Source organism: Trinickia terrae (genome assembly GCF_005144415.1).
In the GTDB taxonomy this organism is placed as follows: Bacteria; Pseudomonadota; Gammaproteobacteria; order Burkholderiales; family Burkholderiaceae; genus Trinickia_A; species Trinickia_A terrae.
In genome coordinates, this window is record NZ_SWJE01000021.1 from 21,208 (window position 1) to 45,571 (window position 24,364).

A 24,364-nucleotide genomic window follows, 5' to 3' on the forward strand; every position below is an offset into this window, starting at 1 on the left:
AATCTACCCGATGGTATCGCGCTGGAGAACGAAAGCGTATCTGGTTCCTCATCAGCGTACTCGCGAAGAACGTGTCGATCCGCGCTTCGCCGGGCATGACGTATTGCGGACAGCAGCTAACGTTTGGCGGATGAGTCCCGATGATCGCGACTCTCGCGGGTTGACGCTGCGGCGCCGCTGGCCGATATTGGCCGGGTCATTTCACGCCTGAGATCGGAATGGAAGGTCTTACCATGAGCGATCCGCTCGCACGGCTCCCGAGGCCGACACTCCTGTTCGAGTCGCCCGACTACTTTCTCGATGGGAAGGTACGCTCGCCTTTGCGCAGCGTCTCCCGATTCCGGAGCGCGAGGCCGAACACAGCGCTCGCATCGTTCGCATTCGTCGTTTTGTTTGGCGCATCGGTCGTTGTGCAGCGGCATGAGAACGCTGCGGCGCTCGAGCGGCGTGACGCGTTGCAAACGGTACAAGGCAGCGTAATTGCGGAAGGCGCGAGCAAGGGCGGCCGGATTGCCCGGAATTCGACGCCGGCGCAGAGCGCGAAAACAGCCTCCAATGCGGCGTCGCCGCGAACACCTGCGGCTCCGGCGGCCATGTTGCCCAAGGCGGTGGCGGCGCTGCCGCCGAACTCGGCGCCAAGCGAATCACCACATGGCGACCGGCGCAGCAGACTGCTCTCGCTCGCGCTTGCGCGAGCGCATGACGGCCTCGACAAGAACGATTTGCGCAAGGCCCGCTCGGGCATTTATTGGGCACTTTCGCTGGAGCATGACAACAGCGAGGCGCTCGCGCTGAAACAGGAACTGCTCGCGCGGGAAAGGTCGCATGGCGGCGCGTGAGTGCTTCGCGCATCAACTTTGACTTCCCCCATGGCGTGACCTAGATTCGAACCACGGCACTCATCGCCGACAACAAGGGGACAACCATGACTCCCTGGGAAATTCAAGGCACAGAGCTGATCAACTGCAATTGCTCATACGGTTGCCCTTGCCAATTCAATGCGCTACCGACGAACGGCTTTTGCCAAGCGATGGGAGCCATTTCGATCAGCAGCGGCTATTACGGTGACGTGCGGCTCGACGGCGTCAAGATCGCGGTGGTGTTCCAGTGGCCGGGACCCATTCACGAAGGCAAAGGCAAGTGCCAGCCGATCGTCGACGAACGAGCTTCACCGGAACAACGCGAAGCCATTCTGAAGATCATGACCGGGCAGGACACCGAGCCGTTTGCCACGATGTTCTCCGTATTCGCATCGACGCTCGAACAGGCGTTCGATCCGATCTTCACGCGGATCGATTTCGACGTCGATGTCGATGCCAGACGCGGCCAGATTCATGTCGAGGGTGTGTTCGACCTCGACGGGGAACCGATCCGCAATATGGTGACGGGTGACGAGCATCGCGTCCGGATCGATCTGCCGCACGGCTTCGAATACGAGCTTGCTGAGATTGGCTCGGGCACCAGCCGCTCGCAGGGAAACATCGCGCTGGATCTCAAGGGGACTTACGCGCAGTTCGCGCGGCTGCACATGAATAACAAAGGGCCGATCCGCCATCGCGCCACCGCATGAGCAGCATCGAAGCCATTCTCGGACGCGAGCGGGTCGTCGCGGCTTTTGGCATGGCCGCTTTGGTTGCGTTGTCGCGGTTCTACCTCGATCTGCGCGGCATCGCTGCAGAAGATGCTCCAGCCGCCTGGGCAGGCGTCACTCCGATGGTGTGACCCTCCCGCTCGTTCATTCAGATGGAGACGGACATGAGCGAACTACGGTATCCAAACGAAAGCAGAGCGTATCGCGATGCGCGTGACGTATTGCTCAAAGATGAGCGAGAGCTTGTCGACAAAGTAAAGTCGCTGGCGGAAAAGCGTCGCAATCTTCCTCTAGGCGGACAGTTGAAAGAGGACTACGTCTTCCAATGGGCCAACGATGGGAAAGTTGGGACCAGCGTGAGATTCTCGGAGCTGTTCGGGGATAAAAACACGCTGCTCCTGTACTCGTTCATGTTCGGTCCGAACTGGGACAATCCCTGTCCTTCCTGCACGTCGCTGGTCGATGGGTTCGATCGCACCTGGTATCAGGTCACCCGGCACGCCGCGTTTGCCGCGATTGCCAAAGCCCCGGCTGATCGAATCAATGCATGGGCCAAGCAGCGCGGATGGTCGCAGATCGCGCTGGTTTCCGGATCGGGCTCCACGTATCAAGCCGATTACAAATGCCAAGGAGACTCCGACGACATGCAATGGCCAGTGATGCACGTATTCACGAGGCGGGATGGCAAGATTTTCCATTTCTGGGGAACTGAATTGCCGGGGAATCACGTCGACACGGTATGGCCATATTGGAATCTCATGGACTTCACACCGGAGGGCCGGCCGGACATTCCCACTCCACCGCAAGATTTCAGATCCGAATTCCTGGAAAGGAACTATCTGAACAAGGGGTAGGCTGGCGCCCGATGCCAAGGCTACGCCGGCGTAGCCCGGCGATCGGGAAGACTGACCTTGATCGCGGTGCCATTACCGGGCGCGCTGACGATCTCGATCTGGCCGCCCAGCATCCGGACGCGCTCTCTCATGCCCGCCAGTCCGAACGACTTCTTTCTGGCCGCCAGCGGATCGAATCCTCGGCCGTCGTCGCGGACTTCCAGCAAGCATGCATCGGGCGTTCGCGCGAGCGCGATGATCACCTGGCCGGCCGCCGCATGACGGGCGACATTGGTCAGCGCCTCCTGCACGACGCGAAACAGCACGATGGCGCGATCCTCGCTCACGACGATATGCTCGTCCTGCAATCGAAGGCGGCACACCGTGCGGCCACTGCGGTTGAACTCGGCGGCGAGCCACTCGAGCGCCGCCACGATGCCCGTGTCCAATGCCGGAGGGCGCAGCGACGTGATGACGCCTCGCACGACCTGCATGGTTTCGTCGACCAGGGCAACCAGCGTCTGGGTCTGGCCGACGAGGTCCGGACGGTCGTCGCCGAACTGCATGCGTATGGCCGAGGCCCTCATGCGAAGCGCGGTGAGGTATTGCCCGAGCTCGTCGTGCATTTCGCGTGCGATGTGCTTGCGCTCTTCCTCACGTGCCGTCTCGCGGCGGGAGGTGAGCTCCCGCAGCATCTCGTAGGACTCGCGCAAGCGCTGCTCCGCTTCCTTGCGCTCGGTCAGATCGATCACGAAGGCGACGCCTTCCTTCCCGCTGGCGTCGAACGCGGCCCGTCCCACCATCACGGGCACACGGCTGCCGTCCTTCCTGATGTACGACTTCTCCGCGGGCGGCATGTACCCGATATTCGCCATCTGCGCCAAGGCGAGCTCAGTGCTTTCGCGCCACTCCGGCGGCGTCAGGTCCATCCAGCGGATGCGCCCCGAAAAGAGATCCTCGCGCTCGTATCCCACGATGCGCAGGAAGGCGTCGTTGGCTTCGAGAATAGCGCCGTCGGCTCTCCACACGATGATGCCGACGATGTTGGCGTCGACGAGCCGCCGGATCCTCGCTTCGCGTTCCGCGAGGTCGCGGTAGAGGCGGGTATTTTCGAGCGACGTCGCGGCCTGGGAGGCGACGAGCCTGAGCACGGCGATCCGGGCGGGCGCGAAGGCGCGGGTGATCAGATTGTTTTCGAGGTACAGCGCGCCGGTCAGCTTGGCCTGGTTCATCAGGGGCAGGCAGAGAATCGAGCGGGTCTGGTGCTCGCGGATGTAGGGATCCGCGGCAAACGCGGGCTCGCTCGCGGCATCGTCGAGAATGACGCTCTCCTTCGTGCGCAGGACATGGTAGAGGACCGACTCGGGCAGCGCCGACGCGCTCGCCGGCATATCGCGAAGCGCCACGCGAGGCGTGCCGCCGCTCGTCGTGGCTTCGGCCGCTATCCGTTGCGTGCCGCCGTCCGGAAGGATCAGCAGGCCGCGCTCGGCGCCGGCCTGTTCGATCGCCGTGCGCATCACCATGTCGATCAGCTTGTCCAGCACGATCTCGCCCGAGACAGCCTGCGATACCTTGATCACGGTCGCGAGGTCGAGGTGTTCGACCGGCGCCCCGATCGTGCTGGTCGGCCCGGGTGTCCGCTCTTGCTCCCGCAGATGCGGATACCTTTCGACGAGCTGCCGCACCTTGCCGTCGGCGCCCCAGCGCCGGTAGCCCTGCCGCGCGTCCTGCAAATACACGCGGGCAATCTTCTCGAAGCCGCGTGCCGCGTAGAAGCGGGACGCGAGTTCGTTGGCAAGCGCTTCGTTGTTGATGAAGCCGTTGGCGCGCGCCGACCGGATAGCTGCTTCATAGAGGCGCGTCGCGTCGACCTCGCGGCCCTCCAGACGGGCAATCTCGGCGCCGACCAGCGCCGCGCGGTTCTCGAAGTTTTCGGGGCAGGTCTGCGCCCGCAATTGCAGCTGCCTGTGGTGAGCGGCGATGGCTTCGAGCGACGCCTGCCGCTCGCTGCCGGAAAGCGGCCCGCAGCGGGCGGCCAGCGATAGCGCGCTGTAGAAGTGGTATTCCGCTTCTTCCAGATAAGAGGCCGATGCCCACAAAAGGCCTTGTGCCTTCAACGAGGCATCCACGGCCGCCGCGTAATCGCCTGCGAAGAAGCGCGCCTGCAATTTGCGGATCCAATACCAGCAATGGGCAATCACCAGATCCGGATTGTCCAGGAAATGGCGCTCGATCTGCGCTTCGTTGAACGGCTCTTCATCGAGAGAGCCGAACGCGGGCGTCAGGCCTCGCAGCGTCCGCACCAGCCCAAGCTGAGTCGCGCTGACGTCGATGGCGAATCCGAAATGGGCTTTTTGCGCGAACGCCAGGCTGGCTTCGGCTTCGCGCTGCACGTCGGCGAGCGGGTCTCCTCCGATGAGCAGATTAGTGATCGTATGGGTGCAGCAGTAGGCTTCGCAAACGAGATCGCCCGTGTTCCTTGCTGCCTCGAGCCCCCGGCGCAGCAGCTCCCGGCCGCCCCGGAGATGTTTGGCCATGGGCAGAATGACATTGCCGAAATGCATGTAGGTTCGCGCCCGGAACCGCATCAGCCCGCGCCGTTCGACAAGGTCGTAGCCGAGCTGCCCGAATTGAAATCCGACCTGGTAGTGGCCGAAGCGCGCCCCGGCCATCATGCCGAGCCGGACATAGGCGGAAGAAGACCCGTCGCAATTGCCGCGCTCGAGGCTCAGATTGACCGCCCGGGAGACGACCAGACACCACAGGTTGGCGTCGGTGAACAACGCTGCGGGCATGACTTTGACCAGCACGTCCATGGTCGCCAGCGATTCCGGATCGGTCATCGGCGGCAGATCGACGAGAGCGTCGATCGTGCGGCTCCCGAGCAGGGACCAGATTCGCTCATACTCCTCTCGCGCTTTCTCTTCGGCGGGGTGCGGCGACCAGTCGATCCCGAGATGCCCGAGATAGTCGAGCGCGACCGCGACGGCGCGGCTCGCCTGATCGAGCGTCATGTACAGGTCGACACGCGAGAACGCCACATTCGCGCGTTCGGACACGTTCGCGGCGTGGCGCGACAGCGCGTTCAACCGCTCTTCCGCGGCCGCCTGCCGGCCGGTCAGGAATTCGCATTCGGCCCGGTTCAGCTCCAGCGCGAAGATCAGCTCATGCCTGCGCGCCCAGCAATCGTCGGTCAGGCTCTGAGCCCCGGCGTTCAGATAGGTGAGCGCCGATTCATAGGCCGACGCCGCCTTCGCGCGCTGGCCGGCAATCAGGTTGAACTCGGCCAACTGCTCGCGCTCCTCCTGGGAGGTGACCAGCACCGCGCCGCGGTTCATTTGATTGACGATCTCGAAGATGGCTTCCTTCCGCTCCCCGGAGGGCGTCCGCTTGGCGAGCAGCCGCCCGATACGCAGATGGGCCTCGGCACGCGAGGCTTCCGGGATCAGCGAATAGGCAGCCTCCTGCACGCGGTCGTGAACGAATCGGTAGGAATCCTCCAGATGCTCGACGAGTTCGTGATGGAATGCCGGCCGCAGCAACGCGCGGACCTGCTGCTTCGAGATCCCCAGCACATTCGGCAGCATCGCGATCGCGGCGCGGTTGCCGAGGCAGGCGAGCTGTTGCAAGGCCTGCTGTGTGTCGGCGGGCAGACGGGTCAGCTTCGCGACCATCAGGTCCGCCACGTTGTCGGTGTAGCCCTTGCCGTGGATGCGGGGCAGATCCCAGGACCAGCGGGCCGCGCCGTGATCGAAGGTGAGCAGGTCGGCGTCGGCGAGCGCGTGCAGGAACTGGATGACGAAGAATGGATTGCCGGCGGTCTTCCCGTGCACGAGCTGGGCGAGCGGGGCGGCGCGTTCCGGCTCGCAGTGCAGCGCCTCGGTGATCAGCTGCTCCACGTGAGCGCGGTCGAGCAGCGCGAGGGTGATGTCGTCGACTCTCGCGCCCGCGGCCTTGATGGCTTGAAGCTTGCGCGCGAGCGGATGGGCGGCATCGACCTCGTTGTTGCGATAGGCGCCGATCAGCAACAGGTGTTGCAGGTCCGAACGGGTGAGGAGGTCCTCCAGCAGATCGAGTGTCGCGGCGTCGAGCCATTGCAGGTCGTCGAGAAACAGCGCCAGCGGATGTTCCGGCCGCGCGAAGACCCCCATGAAGCGCCGGAAGACGAGCTGGAAGCGGCGTTGCGCCTGATTGGGCTCGAGTCCCGGCACCGGCGGCTGATCGCCGACGATGAGCTTCAGCTCGGGGATCAGATCGGTCATCAAGCGCGCGTTCGGCCCCAGCGCCTCCATCAGCGCGTCGCGCCAGAGCGCGAGCTCCGCGTCGCGCTTGCCGAGCAGCGGACGCACGAGGCTCTGAAAAGCCTGCACCAGCGTCGAATAGGGGATGTCGCGCTGGTACTGGTCGAACTTGCCTGACGCGAAGAGGCCCTTCGACGGCACCAGCACCTTGTGCAGCTCGTTGACGACCGCGGACTTGCCGATGCCCGAATAGCCCGAAACCAGCACCAACTCCGGCGCGCCGCTCGCGACGACGCGCTCGAATGCGGCGACCAGCGCCGCGACCTCGCGCTCCCGCCCGTAGAGTTTCTCGGGGATCAGCAGGCGGTCGGGCGTGTCGTGCTCGCCTAGCGGGAAGACGTCGATGCGGTGCTGGCCCTGCCAAGCGGCCAGGCAATGCCGCAGATCGTGCTCGACGCCGGCGGCGGTCTGATAGCGCTCCTCCGGCGTCTTGGCGAGCAGCTTCATGACGAGCGCCGAGAGTGCAGGCGGGACTGTCGCCTCCCGCACGATAGGCGGCATCGGTTTGCGGGCGACGTGGCAGTGCACCCATTCCATCGGGTCGCCAGCCGTGAACGGCAGCGCGCCGGTCAGCATCTGATAGAGCGCGACGCCGAAGGCATAGAGGTCGCTGCGCGAATCGATCGAGCGGTTCATCCGCCCGGTCTGCTCAGGCGCCATGTAGGCGAGCGTGCCGACGATGGTTTCGGGCGGCTCGGGCGGCTGCCGCTCGCGCGGCAGCCGCGAGGCGATGCCGAAGCCGGTGAGCCGCACCTGACCGTCCGTGCAGTTCACCAGCACATGAGCGGGCTTGAGATCCTTGTGGACGAGGCCTTGCTGATGGAGCTTGCCCAATGCCGCCGCGATGCCGATGGCGAGGCGCAGCACGCTTGCCGCTTCCATGGGGGCGCCGGTCAGGCGTTCGAGCGGCTCGCCGCCCGGATCTTCGAGCACCAGCGCGATCCGGCCGTCCGCGTGCACGAGATCCTTGGGGCGCACGGCCCACGCGCTGTCGAGCTGGTCCCTCAGGGCGAATTCGCGGGCGAAGCGATCGAGGCTGGCAGGCGGCGGATGCTCGGCGGCGGCGCGCGCAATCAGCACGCTGTCGCCGCTGCCCGGGGACCGCCTTCGGCAGAAAACGCGCTCGCCGTCCTCCCATAGGATCTCGAGGCTGCTGCCTGGATCGGAGCCGTGTGTCGCGTTCATCTGCCGTGCTTTGCGGTCAGGGTTTTGCTCGGGATTGGAGTCGTCAAGATACACCTGCGCGACCGCGCCCACATAGCGGGCTGGTCGGAGCGGTCGGAGCATGATGTGCCCACGCCATGGGCGTGACTGTGCGATTCACCCCGTGCCGTACTGACGGCATGGGGTGAATGCAAAAGATCGGGAAAAGGTGTGATGAAAGGAGGACGGGCCGCGCGAGGCGGAGGCCACAACACGTGCAATCGGAACTTGTGACGAATATGATCAGCGAAATTCTTGAACCCTAGACCGCACGCTTGATATCGCGGCCGCAACAAGCGCCATCCATGAACATCGACCAATCCGTCGCCGCCGCGCTTACGCCGACTGGCAAGTTGCGCGCATCGATCAACCTCGGCAACCCGATTCTCGCGAACCAGGATCCAGCAACCGGTGAGCCGTTCGGCGTATCGATCGACCTTGCGTGCGCCTTTGCGCAAAGGCTGAACGTCGAACTGGAACTGGTGGTCTTCGACACCGCGGGCAAATCGGTCCAGGCCGTGAGCGAGGAGCGCGCCGATTTCGGCTTCTTCGCCGTCGACCCGCTGCGCGGCGCGACGATTGCGTTCACCGCGCCGTATGTGCTGATCGAAGGCTTCTATCTCGTGCGCGACGACTCGCCTGTCAGGACGAACGCGGACGCCGATCAGCCGCACCACCGGGTCTGCGTCGGCAAGGGCAGCGCCTATGACCTTTTTCTCACGCGCGAGCTGAAGGCGGCGCAGATCGTGCGCGCGCCGACGTCCCCGGCTGTCGTTCAGACGTTCCTCGAACAGAACCTCGAAGTCGCGGCGGGCGTGAAGCAGCAGCTCGAAGCCGATGCGGCGAAAACGCCGGGGCTGCTGCGGCTGCTGGACGAGCGATTCATGGTGATCCGGCAGGCGATGGGGGTGTCGAAGAGCCGGGGGGAAGCGGCGGTGGCGTGTCTGGACCGTTTCGCCGGGGACATGATCGTCACGGGCTTCGTCGCGCAATCGCTTGAGCGGCATGGAATAACCGGCGCAACGGTCGCCCCGGCAGGTTAGCCGTCTCGTGCGTGGCGCGGGTCGAATTCGAAGCGTTTAGCCACCCATCCGCAAGGTTTGCTTTTAGGCCTGAATTGCTAGGCTCAATCTCGATACTCGTCATATCATTAGCGCCTGCAACACCGACGTGTAGAAGAACCCTCGCTGCGGCTTGCGCCCCTTGTTGGGCGCCGGTCTGCTTCAAACGACGGACCATCGTGCAGAGGAAAAACGATGTCAAGACCCGGCAGCAGACTGCCCAAGAGCCCCGCTCTGGCGGGTGCCGTGCGTAGCACCGCAACAACCGCTCCCCTCTCGTCAACAGTCTCGGCGACGCGTCCTCTGACAACGTCCGCAAGCGGCATATCGCTGATTCGAAATCGTGGAACCTCGACATTCCTGCCGGGAGATCAATTCTTTCATTTAAACGCGACGGCAAAACGCGCTTACCATGAATATCCCGGCAAAAAGGAGGCAACCGGACATATCCAACCCAAGGACCTTTGCGATGTAAATGCCGTCCGCAACCTCTATGCGCTACGGGGATTGGATTGGAAGCCCTGGTGGAGTGCGGTGTTCGAACGCAATCCGATGTACAAGTGCGAAGAGGTGTGGGAGCAGCAGTTTGATGGCGACTTCCGACTGACAAACCCCAACACCCGTCTCGACGAAATTTACGGCGTGACTCAAACGGTAGGCTCAAGGCTCTTCTGGGCAATTTACGCCTTGCTTGGATATCTTCCGAATTCCTGGCGACCAGGTTATACGATCCTGACAGGCGAGGACATTGTCCGCGCATTGGACGAGCACAAGGCAATCGTTGTCAGCGTCAGAAACATGGCATTGCCAACGAGCAAGTACGTTAGCCATCACACCTTTACCCCATTCGACTACCTGAGAACCCCCGACGGTGTATTGATCTACTCCATCGACGGCGACGATACGACAAAGATAGCGGAGCGCATAAAAAAGTATGCCTTTGCCAGAGGGATCAATCCGGCGGATCTTGACCATCAAACAATTGTGAAGATCATTGGCGACGCTTCCGCGCTGGTCCGCGTGGATCGGGCCGACGTGTTGGCCGCGAACATTTGCCGCCCGATACTTGCGGTGAATTCGTCTGCAATCTCCCCGTTGTCGTCATCCTCTTCAATAGTGCCACCGTCGTCATCGTCATACCAAGTGTAGAGAGTAATGACCGCGACTCTTCGTTTCAGGCTCGGGCTGATGTCGATGCTGTGCGCCGCATCGTCATCGCTGGCGCTGGCGGCTCCAAAAGCCGATCCATCGATCCTTCGCGACTTCAAGAGCTGGGAAGTCGCTTGCGACAACGTCAAACGCTGCGCGGTGGAAGGCGTCAACGGCGACGACCCGGACCCGGAGAAGGACGTCGTGGTCTGGCTTTGGCGCGATGCCGGACCCGATGGACGGATGCAACTCGAGATTGCGGCCGAGAAGCCTGTCGGCGCCGATCAGATGCGCTTCGACGGTCACGCGTTCGGCACGGACCCGTCGAAATGGAAAACGTGGCGGCCTGAGCACGCGCAGTCCTACGGCAGCCGGCTCGGCACCGACGATGCCTCCGTGATCGCCGCTTGGGTGAACGCGGCGCGCGACGCTCGAACGATAAGCTTCGGCGATCCGGCTGCCGCCGGCGCGCGCAAGCTCCCGCTGGCCGGCTTGAGCGCCGCGCTCCTGGCCGTCGACGACGTGCAGGGGCGGGTGGGGACGGTCACCGCATGGCGGCGCGCGGGGGCGGCTCCCGCGTCGTCGGTGCCGGCCGCGCTGCCGTTGCCGGTCGTGCGCCCGGCCGCGCCCGTGCCGGAGATGTCCAAGGCGGAGCAGCAGCGGCTGATCGACGCCACGTTCAAAAAATTTCGCGCCGACGTAAAGCGTTGCTACGTCGGCGACGATGATGAACCGCTGAAGGCAGCTCCTCAAGGGAGCGCGGCTGCAGCGCTTTCGGCGAGCGAGGCGGTCGTCACGCTGGGCTGCGCGGACACCTCGTATAACGACACCACGCTCTGGTACCGCGTGAGCCGCCAGCCGCCTTTTACCGGCAAGCGGCTGGATATCAGCCAGGACGCCAATACCGATCCCGACCCGGACGGCGAGCCGCCGCTCAAGAACGCGCTGATGGGCGCCGGCTACGATTCCAGCCGGCGCTCGCTCGAAAGCTTCGAGCGGGTCCATAGCCCAGGCGATTGCGGCGCGGTGACGAAGTGGATCTTCGACGGCGCCAACTTCGTTCTGGCGGAGATACGGGCGCAAGGGACATGCGCCGGTTTTTTCTCGGACGACTGGCCGTGGGTGTATCGCACGAAATCGAAGTGACCTTGATGCGTCTGCGCGGGCGGCGGAGAGTCTCGCGTTCGATCGGCGCGCTCCTGCTTGCGTGCGTTGGGCTATTCGCAGCCATACCGGAGGGATGGGCTATGGGGATGTTCGATCGCCTGGTTCTTTTTTCCGATGTGCACGGCACGGTGCTGAAGGATGGCAAGCCCGTGGCCGGTGCCGAACTGATTCAGAAGGTCGTATGGTCGGACGACGAGAATGAAATTCCGCCGCAGCGCACGGTGACCGACACAACAGGCGCTTTCGCGTTTCCGGCGATTACCCGCAAAGCGGGCTTGCTCCGGCTGATTCCTGCCCAGCCGACCATGCTTCAGACAATCCTGATCCGTTACCAGGGCGTCGAATACATCGCTTGGCAGCATGGCAAGAATAGTTATGACGCGAACACTGAACTCGATGGCCGGCCGATTACACTGGTCTGCGAGCTGACCCGTCAGCCCGATTACGAAGGCAAGCACTACGGGATCTGCAAGGCCGATTGAGGCCACGTAGCCCGAGCGATCTCGTTACGCCATCGTGCGAATCCGAAAGCAAACCCGATCGAGCCGCGACACCATGGTGACAGCCAACCTCACGGCCCGCCGCCACTGATCGCGGCGCGGCTTCGTCACCGGGAGATCGAGATGCTGAAGGGATACACCGTACCGCGGACGCCGCTCGGCCTGTCGTCGCTCAATCCGCCGCCGCCGTGGCATTACTCGGGCGACGTGGTCGGCGTCGAGTTCTGGGCGTCGCCCGATGTCGCCGCGGCGACGCTGCCGCAAGGCCTCACGCCGGACCCGGAGACCAACGGCCATGCGCTCGCGCTGTTCATCGACTGGCAGTTCAACGGCGAGCGCGACGAATATCTCGATCCCGCGCGCTACCAGTACCGCGAATTTCTGCTGCTGCTGGACGCCCGATACGGCGAGCGGCGCGTCGCATGGTGCCCGTACATCTTCGTCGACAACGATGCGGCGCTCGCGCGCGGCTGGATCCAGGGCTTCCCGAAGCGCCTCGCGAGCGTCTACCAGACGCGGACCTACGCTGCGCCGAGCAAGGCCGCGGCGCCCGTCGCGGCGGGCGGCCGCTTCGGCGCGAGCATGTCGTCGAACGGCCAGCGGCTGGCCGATGCGCGCGTGACGCTGCGCGAGCCCGTTGCCGATCCGTCGACGCTGGTGTCGCGTCCGACCGTGAACCTGCGGTATTTCCCGCGCCTGTCTGCCGGCCAGCACGATCAGCCGGCGATCAACGAACTGGTGCTCTCGATCACCGACGATCTCAAGGTGGTCGACGCCTGGGCAGGCGAAGGCACGCTGACGTTTCCCGACGCGGCGGGCGAGGAGCTCTCGGCGCTCGCGCCGGTGCGCCATGGCGCGGGCTTCCGCTTCGGGCTGTCGTACTCCGTCACGGACCTGCAGCTGCTCGATGACCTGACGCGCTGAACCGCCGATGCGAGCCTGGACGATCCTGGCGTCGTGCACGACGCTCACCGCCTGCAGCGACTCGCCTTCGATCGGCGTGCTGGGCGCGTACTTCCCTGACTGGCTGTTCTGCATCGTGGGCGGCGTGCTGCTGGTCGCGTGCGTGCACGTGCTGCTCTCTCGCAGCGGCCGCGGCGGCTGGCTCGCGCCGCCCGCGCTCGTCTACCCGGCGCTGACGGTGCTCTTCTCGATCGCGCTCTGGGCAGTGGGCTTCAACCTATAACCGACAACGACCGTGTGACCATGACCGCTTCCCCCAGCACGGACGCAAAAAGCCGGCGCCCGCGAACCTGGCCCGCCCTCCTGCTGATCGCGCTGGCCGTGATCGCGGTGATTGCCGTGATCTGGCGCGTCGATACCGCGCCGCGCACCGACGACGCCTACGCCTACGCGGACACGATCGGCGTCTCGCCGGAAGTGAGCGGCAAGATCGTGACGCTCGCGGTGCGCGACAACCAGGCGGTGAAGCAGGGGGATCTGCTGTTCCAGATCGATCCGCGGCCGTATCAGTACGCGTTGCAGCGCGCGCTGGCGTCGCTCGCGCAGCTCGATGCGCAGATTCCGCTGACGCAGCGCACCGTCAACGCACAGGGATTCGGCGCCGCTGCCGCACGGGCGGCGGCCGTGCGCGCACAGGCCGCGGCGAAGCAGGCTGGGGACACGCTCGCGCGCATGGAGCCGCTGCTCGCGAAGGGCTACGTCTCCGCGGACGAACTGGAGCGCGCCCGCACCGCGCAGCGCGCCGCCCAGGCCGAGCTCGACGCGGCGCAGAAGCAGGCGAGCGAGGCGCAGGCGGCGGTCAGCGGCGTCGACGCGCTCGTCGCGCAGCGCGAGGTGCTGCGCGCCGAAATCGCGACCGCGCGGCTCAACCTCGAATATGCGACGGTGCGCGCGCCGTTCGATGGCCGCGTGGTCGAGCTGCGCACGTCCGTCGGGCAATACGTGTCCGCGCAAAAGCCGGTCTTCACGCTGATCGATACGCGCCACTGGTACGTGATCGCCAATTTCCGCGAAAACGAGCTCGGCCACATCCGCCCCGGCACTCGCGCGACCGTCTATCTGATGAGCAATACCGGCATCCGCTTCAGCGGCGAGGTCGACTCGATCGGCTTCGGCGTCGATCCGCAGGACGGTGGAAGCACCGCGAACGGCCTGCCGAACATCCAGCGCAGCATCAACTGGGTGCATGTCGCGCAGCGCTTCCCGGTGAAGATCCGCGTCGATCATCCGGACCCGCAGCTGTTCCGGATCGGCACCTCCGCCGTCGCCGTGCTGCAGCCCGAGCGCGACAGCCACGCGGCGCGCGACGGAGCGCCGTCATGAGCGCCCTCGGCGGCGTCGCGCGCCGTCTCGCATGGCCGCGGCCGTTCGCGGAGCTCGCGGTTTTCCTGCGCCGTGAGCTCGCCGCGTTTCCGGGGCGCGGCAACGTGACGATGCGCTGCGTGCTCGGCAGCGCGATCGTGATCGTCACGTCGATGACGCTGCAAGTGCCCGAGCTGGCGGTGTCGCTGATCGTGGTGTTCTTCGTCACGCAGGCGAACATCGTGCTGACCCGCGTGGTCGCCCTGAATCTCGTGATCGGCACGACGTGCGCGATCGCTTTCGCGATCGGCGTCTACAAGCTCGCGTTCGACTATCCGCTGCTGCGCATCGTCGCCGCGAGTGCGATCTTTTTTTGCAGCACCTACCTGATGCGAGCCGTGACGAAATTCGGGCTCGTTTTCTTTCTCGTCTCGCTGATCGTGATTTACTCGCAGACCTTCGGCGATCTGACCAGCAACGCGGAAGCGCTGGTGCGGGGCTTGTTGTGGGTGTGGGTGGCGGTCAACTATGCGGTCGTGCTGTCGCTGATCATCAACACGCTGTTCTTGCCGGCCGAGCCGGAGCAGCAGTTGCGCGCCGCGATGCAACGGCAGCTTGCGACGGCCCGTGCGCGGCTCGCCGCCGTGATCGACACGCATGCGCCGGCTGTGCGGATCGGCGCGCTCGATGTCGAGCGCGGCGCGCTGTCGCTGCAGAAGCTGCTGCGCTTCTCGACAATGCGGCGCCGCTACGGCAAGGCGGACGCGGCGGCGACGCTGGCCTGCGTGACCGCGGTATCGCGCATCGTCGAGGCAGCGGCGGCGCTGCCTGACGACGCCGTCGTGCGCGACTCGGCGCAGGCCGATGCGATCCGCGCGGTGCAGGACGAGCTCGTGTCGCTCGAGCGCGCGATCGGCGACGACGCGCAATGGCCGCGCTGGAGCGCAGCCGCACCCGCGCGCGCGCCGGCGCCGATGGCGGCGACCGCTGCGATCCAGCGCGCGCTCGATGCACTGGCCAATGCGGCGCGGAGCGCCGCGCCGCCGCCGCTGCCGGACAGTGCCGCCACGGGCGCCGCCGACCCGAAGCCAGCGGCGCAGTCCGCGCTGCTCGAACCCGACATGTTCGCGAATCCGCGCTACGCGCGCTTCTCGCTGCGCACGCTGCTGTCGGCATTGATCTGCTATGTGTTCTACAACGCGGTGAACTGGCCGGGCATCCACACGATCATGCTGACGAGTCTCGTGGTCGCGCTGCCGAGCCTGGGCGCATCGAGCCGCCATGGCCTGCTGCGGATCAGCGGCGCGCTGATCGGCAGCGCGCTGGCGCTTTTCATGGTCGCGTTCGTGATCCCGCAACTGGAGAGCGTGACGGGGCTCTTGCTGATGAGCCTGCCCGTGATCGCGCTCGGCGCGTGGGTGTCGGCGGGTTCCGAGCGGATCGCCTATGCCGGCGTCCAGATCATGTTCACGTTTTCGCTGGCGTTGCTCGAGTCGTTCTCGCCGCCGTCCGATCTCACCGAGATTCGCGACCGGATGGTCGGCATTCTGCTCGGCGTCGGCGTGGCGGTCTTCATCCAGATGTCGCTGTGGCCGGAAGGCGAGGCGGATGCGCTGCGCGCGCAACTGGCGGGGGTGCTGCGCCGGATCGCGGCGCTGGCGCGCGCCGGTGCGAGAGCGGCGCGCAGCGGCCCGAACGCAGCGGATGCGCCGGCGGTGGCCGCGACCTGGGCCATGCTCGCGGACTGCGAGACGGTGCTGGCGCGCGTCTCGCTCGAACCCGACTGGCGCGAAGGCGAGACGGCGCGGATCACGCTGCTGTCGCAAACGGTGCTGGCGCAGAGCCGTGCGCTGCTCGTCGCGATCGAGGCGTTTTACGACGAGGCCATGACCGGCGCGCCGATGGAGCGCGCAGGGACGTTCCAGTCGGACGTTGCCGATGCGCTGGAGCACTACGCGACCCAACTCGCGGCCGAGCCGCCGGCCGCGGCGACGCCGGCGCCGGTCGACCCGGGCGGGCTGCGCGCCGCGCCGGGAGGGGAGGCGCTGGAGCCGCACGCGCGGCGGATCGATGCGGCGCTCGCCGGACTGCCGCGCTGGTCGGCCGAACGCGCGTCGGGCGAATTCGCGAATGCGGGGTGATCCGACATGAAACGGCCCCCACGCTCATTGCAGGCCTGCCGCTGGCTCGTCTCCTTCGCGCTGCCATTCTTCGCCGCGTGCGCGATCATCCACCACGACAGTCCGCCCGCCGCGATGATCGCGCCGCAGCAGATCAAGCTCGCCGGCGACATCCATCTCGCGAACGAAGGCTGGCCGTCGGCGCGCTGGTGGGAGCAGTATCGCGATCCGCAGCTCGATGCGCTGATCGGCCTTGCGCTCGCCCATGCGCCCACGCTCGCGATTGCGCGCGAGCGCGTTTCGCAGGCCCGCGCGCAGGTCGAGCTGATCCGCGCGGTTTCCGGCCTGCAGATGCAGGCGCGCGCGGATGCCGATCGCGAGCGCGTGTCGAGTCACGGTTTCTTGAGCGCATACGCGTCGAAGGATCCCGCGATCGGCGCGGATGGCCCGTGGTATTGGGCGGGCCTGGTGGGCCTCGACGGTCATTACGACATCGACATCTGGGGCAAGCAGCGCGACCTCGTGCGCGCGGCGATCGGCGAGCAGAACGCGCGGCGCGCGGAGGCGGCGCAGGCCGAGCTCGAACTTGCGGCGGGCGTCGCGCAGCTCTACTACGGCATCCAGACCACCTACGCGAGCCTCGATTTGCTGCGGCAGCTTCGCGACGTGCGCGCGTTCGAGCTCGATGCGCGATCGGCCCGGCACGAACGCGGTCTCGAAGCGCTGACCCAGACCGCCGAGGCGCGCGCGAAGCTGCTCGCGATCGACCAGCAGATCGCGTCGGCCGAGGAGCAAATCGTGCATGCGCGCGAGGCGTTGCGCGCGCTGGCGGGCGCCGGTCCCGACGATCTGCCGGCGGTTGCGCCGGCGCCGCTGCCTGCGGCGGCGGGTTCGCTGCCGTCGACGCTCTCATACGAGCTGCTCGCGCGCCGCCCGGACCTGCAGGCGATGCGCTGGCTGGTCCAGGCGTCGTTCGACCGGATCGATGCGGCGAAAGCGGCGTTCTACCCGAGTTTCGACATCACCGCGTTCTTCGGCTTCAATGCACTGCAGATGCGCGACCTGTTCCTGCATTCGAGCCAGCAGATCAATCTCATCCCTGGCCTGTCGCTGCCGATCTTCGACGGTGGCCGCCTGAACGCGAACCTGCACGGCGCGCGCACGGCCAGCAACACGCTGATCGAGCAGTACGACCAGGCGGTGCTCGACGCGGTGCGCGACGTCGCGCAGAGCGGCAGCGAGATCGGCGATCTCGATCATCGCGTGCATTTGCAGCGCGAGCGGATCGACGCCCTGAGCTTCGCAAGCGACAGCGCCGAGGCGAGCTACCGGACCGGCCTCGGCGACAAGATCAGCGCGATGCAGGCAAAGGCGCCGGTCATCGAAGGGCGCCTCGAGCTCGTGCAGCTTTCCGGCGACGAGATCGAAGCGGGCATCGCGCTGACCAAGGCGCTCGGCGGCGGCTACCGCAGCGACGATCTGCCGGAGAGCCTGGCTGGCGCGAAAGCGCGCTAGGGCGCTTTCGCGCGTCCGCGCGAGCGGCGACACCCGTTCGGGGGATTGATTGCGATACCGGCCTACTCCATGACGGAAGACATCGACCTGATCGAGCTCACCGCCGCCATCGCGGCGAGCTACGTGTTGCGCAATCCGTTGCCGGCGGCCGACCTGCCGGCGTTGATCGCGAGCATCCATGCCGCGCTGGCCGCGTTGCGCGCGGCGCCGGCGCCGGCGCCGTCCACGCAGCAGCGGGCCGCGGTGCCGATCGAGGAATCGGTGCACGACGACTACCTCGTGTGTCTCGAAGACGGACACAAGCTGAAGTCGCTCAAGCGCCACCTGCAGCGCCAGTTCGCGATGACCCCCGACGAATACCGCGCGAAGTGGGGGCTGCCCGCCGACTACCCGATGGTCGCGCCGGCCTATTCCGCGCTGCGCTCGTCGATCGCGAAGCGCCATCCCGCGGGCGCGATCAAGCCGCGCCGCGGCGACCTGGCCTGAACGGCCAAAGAGGCAAGCCCCTTTCATTGCGCTCACCCGACGAGGGGATGTCGCGCCGCGGCCGCATTGCGCAAGATGTATATCGGCGACAGAAGCCATATGGTTTTGGTCAGCGGCACATCACCGGCAGCGCGAGAGGGGGCGCACATGATCACGCAGACATCGAATGCGGCGTGCAGCAACGGGGAGGAATGCTTGAACACCGGTCACGGAATCGCCGTCGGCCAGCCAGTCGCGGCGCGCGCGCTGTCACTGCCGAAGTGGCGCTTGCGGCGCGCGCTCGATTTCATCGAAGCGAATCTGGCGCAGCCGATCCGGCTGGCCGACGTCGCCGCCAGCGCCGGCCTCACTCGCATGCATTTCGCCGCGCAGTTCCGCTCGACGACCGGCTATTCGCCGCACGCTTACCTGCTGCAGCGCAGGATCGAGCATGCCCAGACGCTGCTGCGCTTGCCGGAGCCCAGCGTGCTCGACGTCGCGCTCAGCTGTGGCTTCGGCTCACATGCGCACTTCTCGACCGTCTTCAGGCGGATGGTCGGCGAGCCGCCCAACCGCTGGCGCACGCGAATGCGCGACGATGCCGGAGCGTGATCATGCCAACCGCTCTTGCGAATGACGCATGCTGGCGCGCCGCGCTGCGCCTGCTCGAGGGGGGCTCGCACGCGTGGGCCGAGCGCCAGCCGGCGCCGTGCCGCGAAGCAGGAGCGGCGCGGGCCGCGAAAACCGACGTGCGCCGCACCTGCGTGGTGCGCGTGGTCGAGCGCGTGTCGAACAAGATCGTGGTCGTGTACTGGTGCGACCCCACCGCCTGCCGCTACGGCGACCAGCTGTGGAAGGCGGACGTCGCGAAGCGGCGCGGCCGCTGCGCGCTGTCGGGTGCGCCGATCGAGACCGGCGACGCGATCTACCGTCCGCGGCCGACGCGCCCGCGCCCGGTCAACGCGACCGCGATGATGCTGGCGTCGGAGGTCGAGCGGGTGTCGCCGGATTGAGAGGCGGCCGGATGACGCGGATTGCACACGGATTACGGCTTCCGTCATCGCTCGCTTTCGTTGCGGTTACTGACTGGCGAAGACGGCGCGACAACCATCCTTTACCGAAAAAGAACCGAATCATCACGCTTTTACGGACGGTCATGTCTAGTCTGGACGGTACCGCTTTCGTCGATGCCGTTGCGACGAGCGGATGTCCGACGGAGCGTGGAATGAACGAGGCGTTTGTTTGCGAAACCCATGAGGAAGCGGAGCATCGCGCTTCCCGCGCAGCGCCCCCGGGCGGCTGGCTCGATGCCCGCGTGATGCACAGCCTTCAGGTCCTGCCGGCGGCGGGCGTGGCGGGCATCCAGCCGGAGCTGGCGCGCGCCTGGCAGATGCTGACCCGGCTGCAGGCCGCCGAAGCGCTGCAGATTGCACGGCGGATCGAGGGGCAGGCCGGCCCGCTGGCGGGCTCCGCCGCGCTTGCGCTGCGCTGCGAGATCGCGGCCGTGCGGGCTGCGGCGCTCGTGCTGCAGGACGATGCGGGGGAGGCGCTGGCCGCCGCGCTTTCCGCGTTGCGGCTCGGCGCCGCATCGCCGACCGCGCATGTCGCGCTGACGGTGTGCCGTTGCGTGTACTGGCGCCTCGGCGATCTCGAGAGCTTCTATGCGGTGGAGCGCCGCGAGCCGGGCGTGCAGCCCGGCCGGCTGCGCGCGATCACCGCGATGTTCGACCTTGCGCTCGATGCCGCGGCCGAACTCGGCCAGATGCGTTTTCATGCGGCGCGGCTCTTGGCCGGCGACGCACTCGACCTCGCGCGCCGCTGCGGCGGCGATCCGGTGGCGCTCGACGCGCTGCCCGCCGCCGTGATGGCCCAGGTGCTGTACGAAGAGGGCCGCGTCGACGAGGGCGAGGCGCTGGTCGCGGCGCGGCTGCCGGGTATCCGGCAGGGCGGCACGATCGAAGGCGCGGTGCGCGGATACGGGCTCCTCGCGCGCATCGCCGCGAACCGGCGGCAGCCGGGACACGCGCTCGTCCTGCTGGCCGAGGCGGACGCGCTCGGGATGAAGCGCAACTGGCCTCGGCTGCGCGCGGCCAGCCTGGCGCAGCAGGTCGAGATGCACGTGGCGGCGGATCGCATCGGCCAGGCGGCGTGCTGCGCGCTACGGCTTGCCGAGCTGGCCGGCCAATGCGGCGCGGCGAGCAGCAGCGTGCGCTTCGAGATCGCGCGCTACCACGTGATCGCGCAGGCGCGGTTTGCGCTCGCCCAGGCGGGCGCAGCGGTCGATCTCGCGTCGCTGCGGCAGCTCCATGGTGATCTCGTCCGGCGGCGCGACCACTACGGCGCAGCGACGATCGCGCTGTTGCTGGTCGAAGCGCTGCTGGCCGCCGGTCTGCGCGACGAAGCGGCCGAAGCGCTGATCTCGCTGCTGAAGCAGGCGGCTTCGGTGGGGTTGCATCAGACGCTGGTTGACTGTAGCGAGTGCGTTGCGGCGCTGATCGACGACATCGCGCAGGGCGCGATCGCGCCTGCCGACGACGTCCGCGAATGGCTGCCCTACATAAGCGCATTGATGTCGCGGCGCGGGCGCGCCGCAGCCGGTGCGCAACCGGGGCCCGATGCGGCGCGCGACACGGGGCGATCCGTGGCCGCCATGGGCTTGAGCGACCGCGAACGCGCGATCATCGGACTGATGGGCCACGGGCTGACCAACAAGCAGATCGCGATCCGATTGCGCGTTGCGCCCGAGACCGTGAAGTCGCACGCGAAGCGTCTGTATGCGAAGTTGTCGGTGAGGAACCGGACCGAAGCGGCGACGCTGGCGAACCGTCTGGGGCTCGTCCGGCTGTCAGGGAGCGGCGGCGATTGAGTTCGGGCTCGGGCTTTCGAGCCGGGCTAGCTCGCTTCGAACGTCTCGCGCAGACAATGCCCCGGCGGCAGCGTCGCGGCGAGTGCGTCCTTCATCGACTTGCCGAGCAAGGCGTGGCGTTCGGCCGATTGCAGGTCGCCGGCCATCTCGCAGGCGCGCGCGGCCGTGCGGTGGATGCGCCAGTCCACGAGCGGCGTCTGGTAGCCGCGCGTCGCGTCGAGCGCATGCTGCACGCAGTGCAGCGCATGGCCGGCATCGTGCTGCTCGCACGCGATCCGCGCGCGCAGCTCCCACGCGAAGCCTTGCCACGTGCGCTCTTCGATGCGGGTTGCCAGCTCGACGAGACGGTCGGCATGGGCGAGCGCGGTGTCGAGATCGCGGTCCGCGAGCGCGGCGCCCGCGAGCCCCCATTCGAGCGGCACGCGCCAGTACCAGTCGAAGATCACCGGCTGCGTGTCCATCAGCCGCAGCACCTGCGTGAGCGCGTCGCGCGCGGGGCGTGTATCGCCGAGGCCGAGCCGGGCGAGCCCGGTCAGCAGCAGGCAGAGCCGGTATTCGGCCGGCAGGATCGATTTGCCGCTGCCCGGTTCGGGCGACTTGCCGGCCAGCACTTGCGCGCAGGACTGCAACATCGCCTCGAAATCCATGGTGTGGAACTGCAGCCAGCAGCGATAGAGCGTGAGCGTGTCCGCGCCATACTGGTTGCCGTTGTGCGCGAACATCTTGATCGCCTTGTCGAACTCGTGCTGCGCGCGGCCGAATTCGCCGAGGTAGAGCAGCGCCCACGGCACACCCAGATGCACCATCCAGGTCGCGCGCGCCATGTTGAACTCGGGGCGGTTCTCCTCGTTTTCGATGAGAAAGCGGTAGTTCGCGAGGATCGTGTCCTGGGCCTCCTGGTAGCGCGACGACACCATGAGGACCATCGAGTATTCGCACAGCGACCAGGCGGTCGTGCAGGGGTCGTCGCCGGCGCGCAGGGGGACGAGGGCAGCCTCGCACCGCGGGATGTCTTCCGCGCGCCAGCCGCGCACCCACATCCGCCAGACGTAGCAACTGATGCGCGTGCGGGCCTGCTGCTGCGGGGTGGTCTGCCGTTCGGCGAGCACGAGCGTTTCGTCGATGATCTGGCTGCAGCGTGCCTGGTCGCGCCAGCTGAACGCGTACGCGAGGCTCATCAGCGCGCGGCTCTGGATGTCGATCAGGCCGTGCTGCGCGGCGCGCTCGGCGAGCTGTTCGCAGGCTTCCCGCGTGCGGGAATCGTGGGCCGCCGCGAAGATCGAAGCGCGGCCCTCGAGGAATTCCGTTTCCGCCGCCGCGCGCGCTTCATCGGGCAGATTCGTGGCGAGCATCAGCGCACGGTCGATGACCGCGAGCGCGTCGTTGTACGCGAGACGCTTCTTCGCCGTCTGGATCGCGATGCGCAGATAGCCGAGCGCGCGCTCCCAGTGTTTCGCGGCCGCGAAGTGCTGCGCGAGCTCGGCGGCGACCCCGCCGCGCTCGTCCGGCGCGAACAGCGCTTCGAGCGCCTCGGCGGCGCGCAGATGCGAGCGGGCGGTGCGCAGCAGGCCCTGCCGGTCGTAGAAGGTCTGCCGGTACATCGTGTGGCGGAACGCGTAGGTGCGCGCGGCGAGACCGTAGTCGAGCGTAGACGACGGCTCGCGCCGGATGAAGCTCTCCTGGCGGCAGAGCGCCTCGCAGATGTCTTCGAAATGCTCCTGGCTCAAGCCGGCGGCCGGCGCCGCCGTGGCCGCGCTGAACGCGAGGCCGGCGACGCTCGCGCCTTCGAGCGCGCGTTGCTGGTCGGCGGTGAGCCGCTGGATGCGGTGCTCGATGACCTGGTTCAGCGTCAGCGGCACTTCGAGCCGCACTTCCGAGGGCGACAGGTGCAGCTTCCAGCCTTCGGGCGTCGATTGCGCGATGCCTTGCTCGACGAGGTGATCGAGCGTCGCGACCATGAACAGCGGGTTGCCGCCGGAGCGCTCGCGCACCAGTTGCGCGAAGCCGTCCGGACTGCCGAGCCGATCGTCGTGCGGGCTGCCCGTCAGGTATTCGGCGATGGCGCCTTCGGTGAGCGGTTCCAGCACGATGTCGTGACAGAGCTTCTGCAACCCCAGGTCGCGGTTCAGCCGGCACAACGGATGCTGCACGGCTTCGGCGTCTTCCGGACGGTAGGTCGCGATCACCATCAGACGCCCATTGCTGCGATGGCGGGCGAGCGCGGACAGCATGTCGACGGTCGAATAGTCGGACCAATGCAAGTCTTCGAACACCAGCGCGAGCGGACGCTCCAGCGACAGCGCTTCGAGGAACTCGCAAATCTCGCGCAGCATGCGCCCGCTCGCCGCGCCGATCACCTGACGCTGCAGGTCGGCGCGGTATTGCTGCGGCACCGATCCGAGCATCTGGAAGGCCCAGGTCGGGGCAATCGATACGAGCGAGCGGCTGATCATCGGACCCGCTTCGCCGCGGGTCAGCTGCGTCAGCGCGTCGAGCACCGGGTAGTAGGGCTCGGTGCCGCCATAGCCTTCGACGCAGCGCCCGAGCGACGTCAGCACCGTGACTTCGCCCGCGAGCGAATCCAGGAACCGGCTGACGAGCGTCGTCTTGCCGATGCCCGGCTCGCCCGCCACGAACACGATGCGCGAGGCGCCGTTGCGCGCCTCTTCGAACAGCGTCTGCAACCGGGTCAGCTGCGGCGTGCGGCCGACGAACGCGCCGTGGCCGCGCTTGTGCGTGCGGGGCGTTGCCGTGCCGGAACCGATGTGCAGTGGTGCGATGAAGCGATAGCCGCGGCCGCGCTGGGTTTCGATGAAGCTGGGACGCGCCGGGTCGTCGCCGAGCGCCGTGCGGATCGTCAGCATGTGCGCCTTCAGCACTTCAGGCTGGACATGCACGTTCTGCCACAGTGCATTGAGGAATTCGTCGTGTGTGATGAGCCGGCCGGCGTGCTCGATCAGGTATTGCAGCATGTCGTAGGCGCGCGGCGTCAGCGTGAGCTTGCGGCTCGCGCCGTCGGGCGTGCATTCCCAGACGCATCGATTGACGCGATCCAATCGAAAAGGCGGGAAATCGATCAAGTAGTGTCTCCGGCCGGGCAGCAACGCGGCTTTTCAGGGGCGGCATAAAACGTCGTCGGCGTCATGTCGCGACAATGCGCTTTGCTTCGCTGGTTTTCGCGATTCTATACCGGGGGGTATCGGCTGTAATACCGCTTGTCGATGGGAGTTCGGTGTAAAGGACGGGACTTCGGGTCATATTACTGAAGCATTTCAGCGAGAATTGCGATCGATACTTATCGAAGGATGGCGCGTGAACCGCAGGGTCC

The 24,364-nt window shown here is 66.6% G+C and carries 19 protein-coding genes; 17 read left to right on the plus strand and 2 right to left on the minus strand.

Features of this window, described 5'->3' with window-relative positions; all coding sequences use genetic code 11:
- The first annotated feature begins 233 nt into the window (after nucleotides 1-233).
- From FAZ69_RS29425 to FAZ69_RS29435, 4 genes are all read left to right on the plus strand, one after another.
- Entirely contained in the window at nucleotides 234-839 is a 606-nt protein-coding gene (locus FAZ69_RS29425; protein ID WP_136898613.1) for a hypothetical protein, read from the plus strand.
- A gap of 86 nt (nucleotides 840-925) precedes the next feature.
- Nucleotides 926-1,570: a DUF1326 domain-containing protein gene (locus FAZ69_RS29430; RefSeq protein WP_136898614.1), complete on the plus strand. Its 645-nt coding sequence runs from the start codon at nucleotides 926-928 to the stop codon at nucleotides 1,568-1,570.
- Nucleotides 1,567-1,722: a hypothetical protein gene (locus FAZ69_RS33475; RefSeq protein WP_169708805.1), complete on the plus strand. Its 156-nt coding sequence runs from the start codon at nucleotides 1,567-1,569 to the stop codon at nucleotides 1,720-1,722. Before FAZ69_RS29430 ends, FAZ69_RS33475 begins: the two co-directional genes overlap by 4 nt.
- A gap of 33 nt (nucleotides 1,723-1,755) precedes the next feature.
- Complete coding sequence (locus FAZ69_RS29435; protein ID WP_136898615.1) at nucleotides 1,756-2,445, plus strand: DUF899 family protein; 690 nt, start codon at nucleotides 1,756-1,758, stop codon at nucleotides 2,443-2,445.
- A gap of 20 nt (nucleotides 2,446-2,465) precedes the next feature.
- On the opposite strand, the gene FAZ69_RS29440 is transcribed toward FAZ69_RS29435, so the two are convergent.
- On the minus strand, nucleotides 2,466-7,910 hold the full coding sequence (locus tag FAZ69_RS29440) for an AAA family ATPase (protein ID WP_136898685.1): 5,445 nt from the start codon (nucleotides 7,908-7,910) through the stop codon (nucleotides 2,466-2,468).
- Between the two features lie 323 nt (nucleotides 7,911-8,233).
- Between FAZ69_RS29440 and FAZ69_RS29445 the strand changes: the two genes are divergently transcribed.
- From FAZ69_RS29445 to FAZ69_RS29505, 13 genes are all read left to right on the plus strand, one after another.
- Nucleotides 8,234-8,971: an ABC transporter substrate-binding protein gene (locus FAZ69_RS29445; protein WP_136898616.1), complete on the plus strand. Its 738-nt coding sequence runs from the start codon at nucleotides 8,234-8,236 to the stop codon at nucleotides 8,969-8,971.
- 213 nt (nucleotides 8,972-9,184) lie between these two features.
- Nucleotides 9,185-10,138, plus strand: coding sequence for a hypothetical protein (locus FAZ69_RS29450; RefSeq protein ID WP_136898617.1), 954 nt, complete (start codon nucleotides 9,185-9,187; stop codon nucleotides 10,136-10,138).
- Between the two features lie 6 nt (nucleotides 10,139-10,144).
- Nucleotides 10,145-11,284, plus strand: coding sequence for a DUF1176 domain-containing protein (locus tag FAZ69_RS29455; RefSeq protein WP_136898618.1), 1,140 nt, complete (start codon nucleotides 10,145-10,147; stop codon nucleotides 11,282-11,284).
- A 101-nt stretch (nucleotides 11,285-11,385) separates the two neighbouring features.
- Entirely contained in the window at nucleotides 11,386-11,787 is a 402-nt protein-coding gene (locus FAZ69_RS29460) for a DUF6795 domain-containing protein (RefSeq protein ID WP_136898619.1), read from the plus strand.
- 141 nt (nucleotides 11,788-11,928) lie between these two features.
- Nucleotides 11,929-12,729, plus strand: coding sequence for an acetoacetate decarboxylase family protein (locus FAZ69_RS29465; protein ID WP_136898620.1), 801 nt, complete (start codon nucleotides 11,929-11,931; stop codon nucleotides 12,727-12,729).
- Nucleotides 12,730-12,736: 7 nt separating this feature from the next.
- Nucleotides 12,737-12,991 carry a YtcA family lipoprotein gene (locus FAZ69_RS29470; RefSeq protein ID WP_136898621.1) on the plus strand — a complete coding sequence of 85 codons (255 nt, stop codon included), beginning with the start codon at nucleotides 12,737-12,739 and terminating at the stop codon, nucleotides 12,989-12,991.
- 20 nt (nucleotides 12,992-13,011) lie between these two features.
- Nucleotides 13,012-14,091, plus strand: a complete 1,080-nt coding sequence (mdtN, locus tag FAZ69_RS29475; RefSeq protein ID WP_136898622.1) for a multidrug transporter subunit MdtN — start codon at nucleotides 13,012-13,014, stop codon at nucleotides 14,089-14,091.
- On the plus strand, nucleotides 14,088-16,211 hold the full coding sequence (locus FAZ69_RS29480) for an FUSC family protein (protein WP_136898623.1): 2,124 nt from the start codon (nucleotides 14,088-14,090) through the stop codon (nucleotides 16,209-16,211). The genes mdtN and FAZ69_RS29480 overlap by 4 nt, the downstream gene beginning before the upstream one ends.
- Nucleotides 16,212-16,217: 6 nt before the next feature.
- Nucleotides 16,218-17,705, plus strand: coding sequence for an MdtP family multidrug efflux transporter outer membrane subunit (locus FAZ69_RS29485; RefSeq protein ID WP_136898624.1), 1,488 nt, complete (start codon nucleotides 16,218-16,220; stop codon nucleotides 17,703-17,705).
- A 69-nt stretch (nucleotides 17,706-17,774) separates the two neighbouring features.
- The gene (locus FAZ69_RS29490) at nucleotides 17,775-18,191 is read left to right on the plus strand and encodes a Ros/MucR family transcriptional regulator (RefSeq protein ID WP_136898625.1); all 417 of its coding nucleotides are present in this window, start codon (nucleotides 17,775-17,777) and stop codon (nucleotides 18,189-18,191) included.
- Nucleotides 18,192-18,338: 147 nt separating this feature from the next.
- Entirely contained in the window at nucleotides 18,339-18,782 is a 444-nt protein-coding gene (locus FAZ69_RS29495; protein WP_439654813.1) for a helix-turn-helix domain-containing protein, read from the plus strand.
- A 2-nt stretch (nucleotides 18,783-18,784) separates the two neighbouring features.
- Nucleotides 18,785-19,183, plus strand: coding sequence for a DUF3331 domain-containing protein (locus tag FAZ69_RS29500; RefSeq protein WP_136898627.1), 399 nt, complete (start codon nucleotides 18,785-18,787; stop codon nucleotides 19,181-19,183).
- A 212-nt stretch (nucleotides 19,184-19,395) separates the two neighbouring features.
- Nucleotides 19,396-21,036: a LuxR family transcriptional regulator gene (locus FAZ69_RS29505; protein ID WP_169708806.1), complete on the plus strand. Its 1,641-nt coding sequence runs from the start codon at nucleotides 19,396-19,398 to the stop codon at nucleotides 21,034-21,036.
- A gap of 26 nt (nucleotides 21,037-21,062) precedes the next feature.
- Here FAZ69_RS29505 and FAZ69_RS29510 read toward each other — a convergent pair whose 3' ends face one another.
- Entirely contained in the window at nucleotides 21,063-24,116 is a 3,054-nt protein-coding gene (locus FAZ69_RS29510) for an AAA family ATPase (RefSeq protein WP_136898629.1), read from the minus strand.
- Nucleotides 24,117-24,364 lie beyond the last annotated feature (248 nt).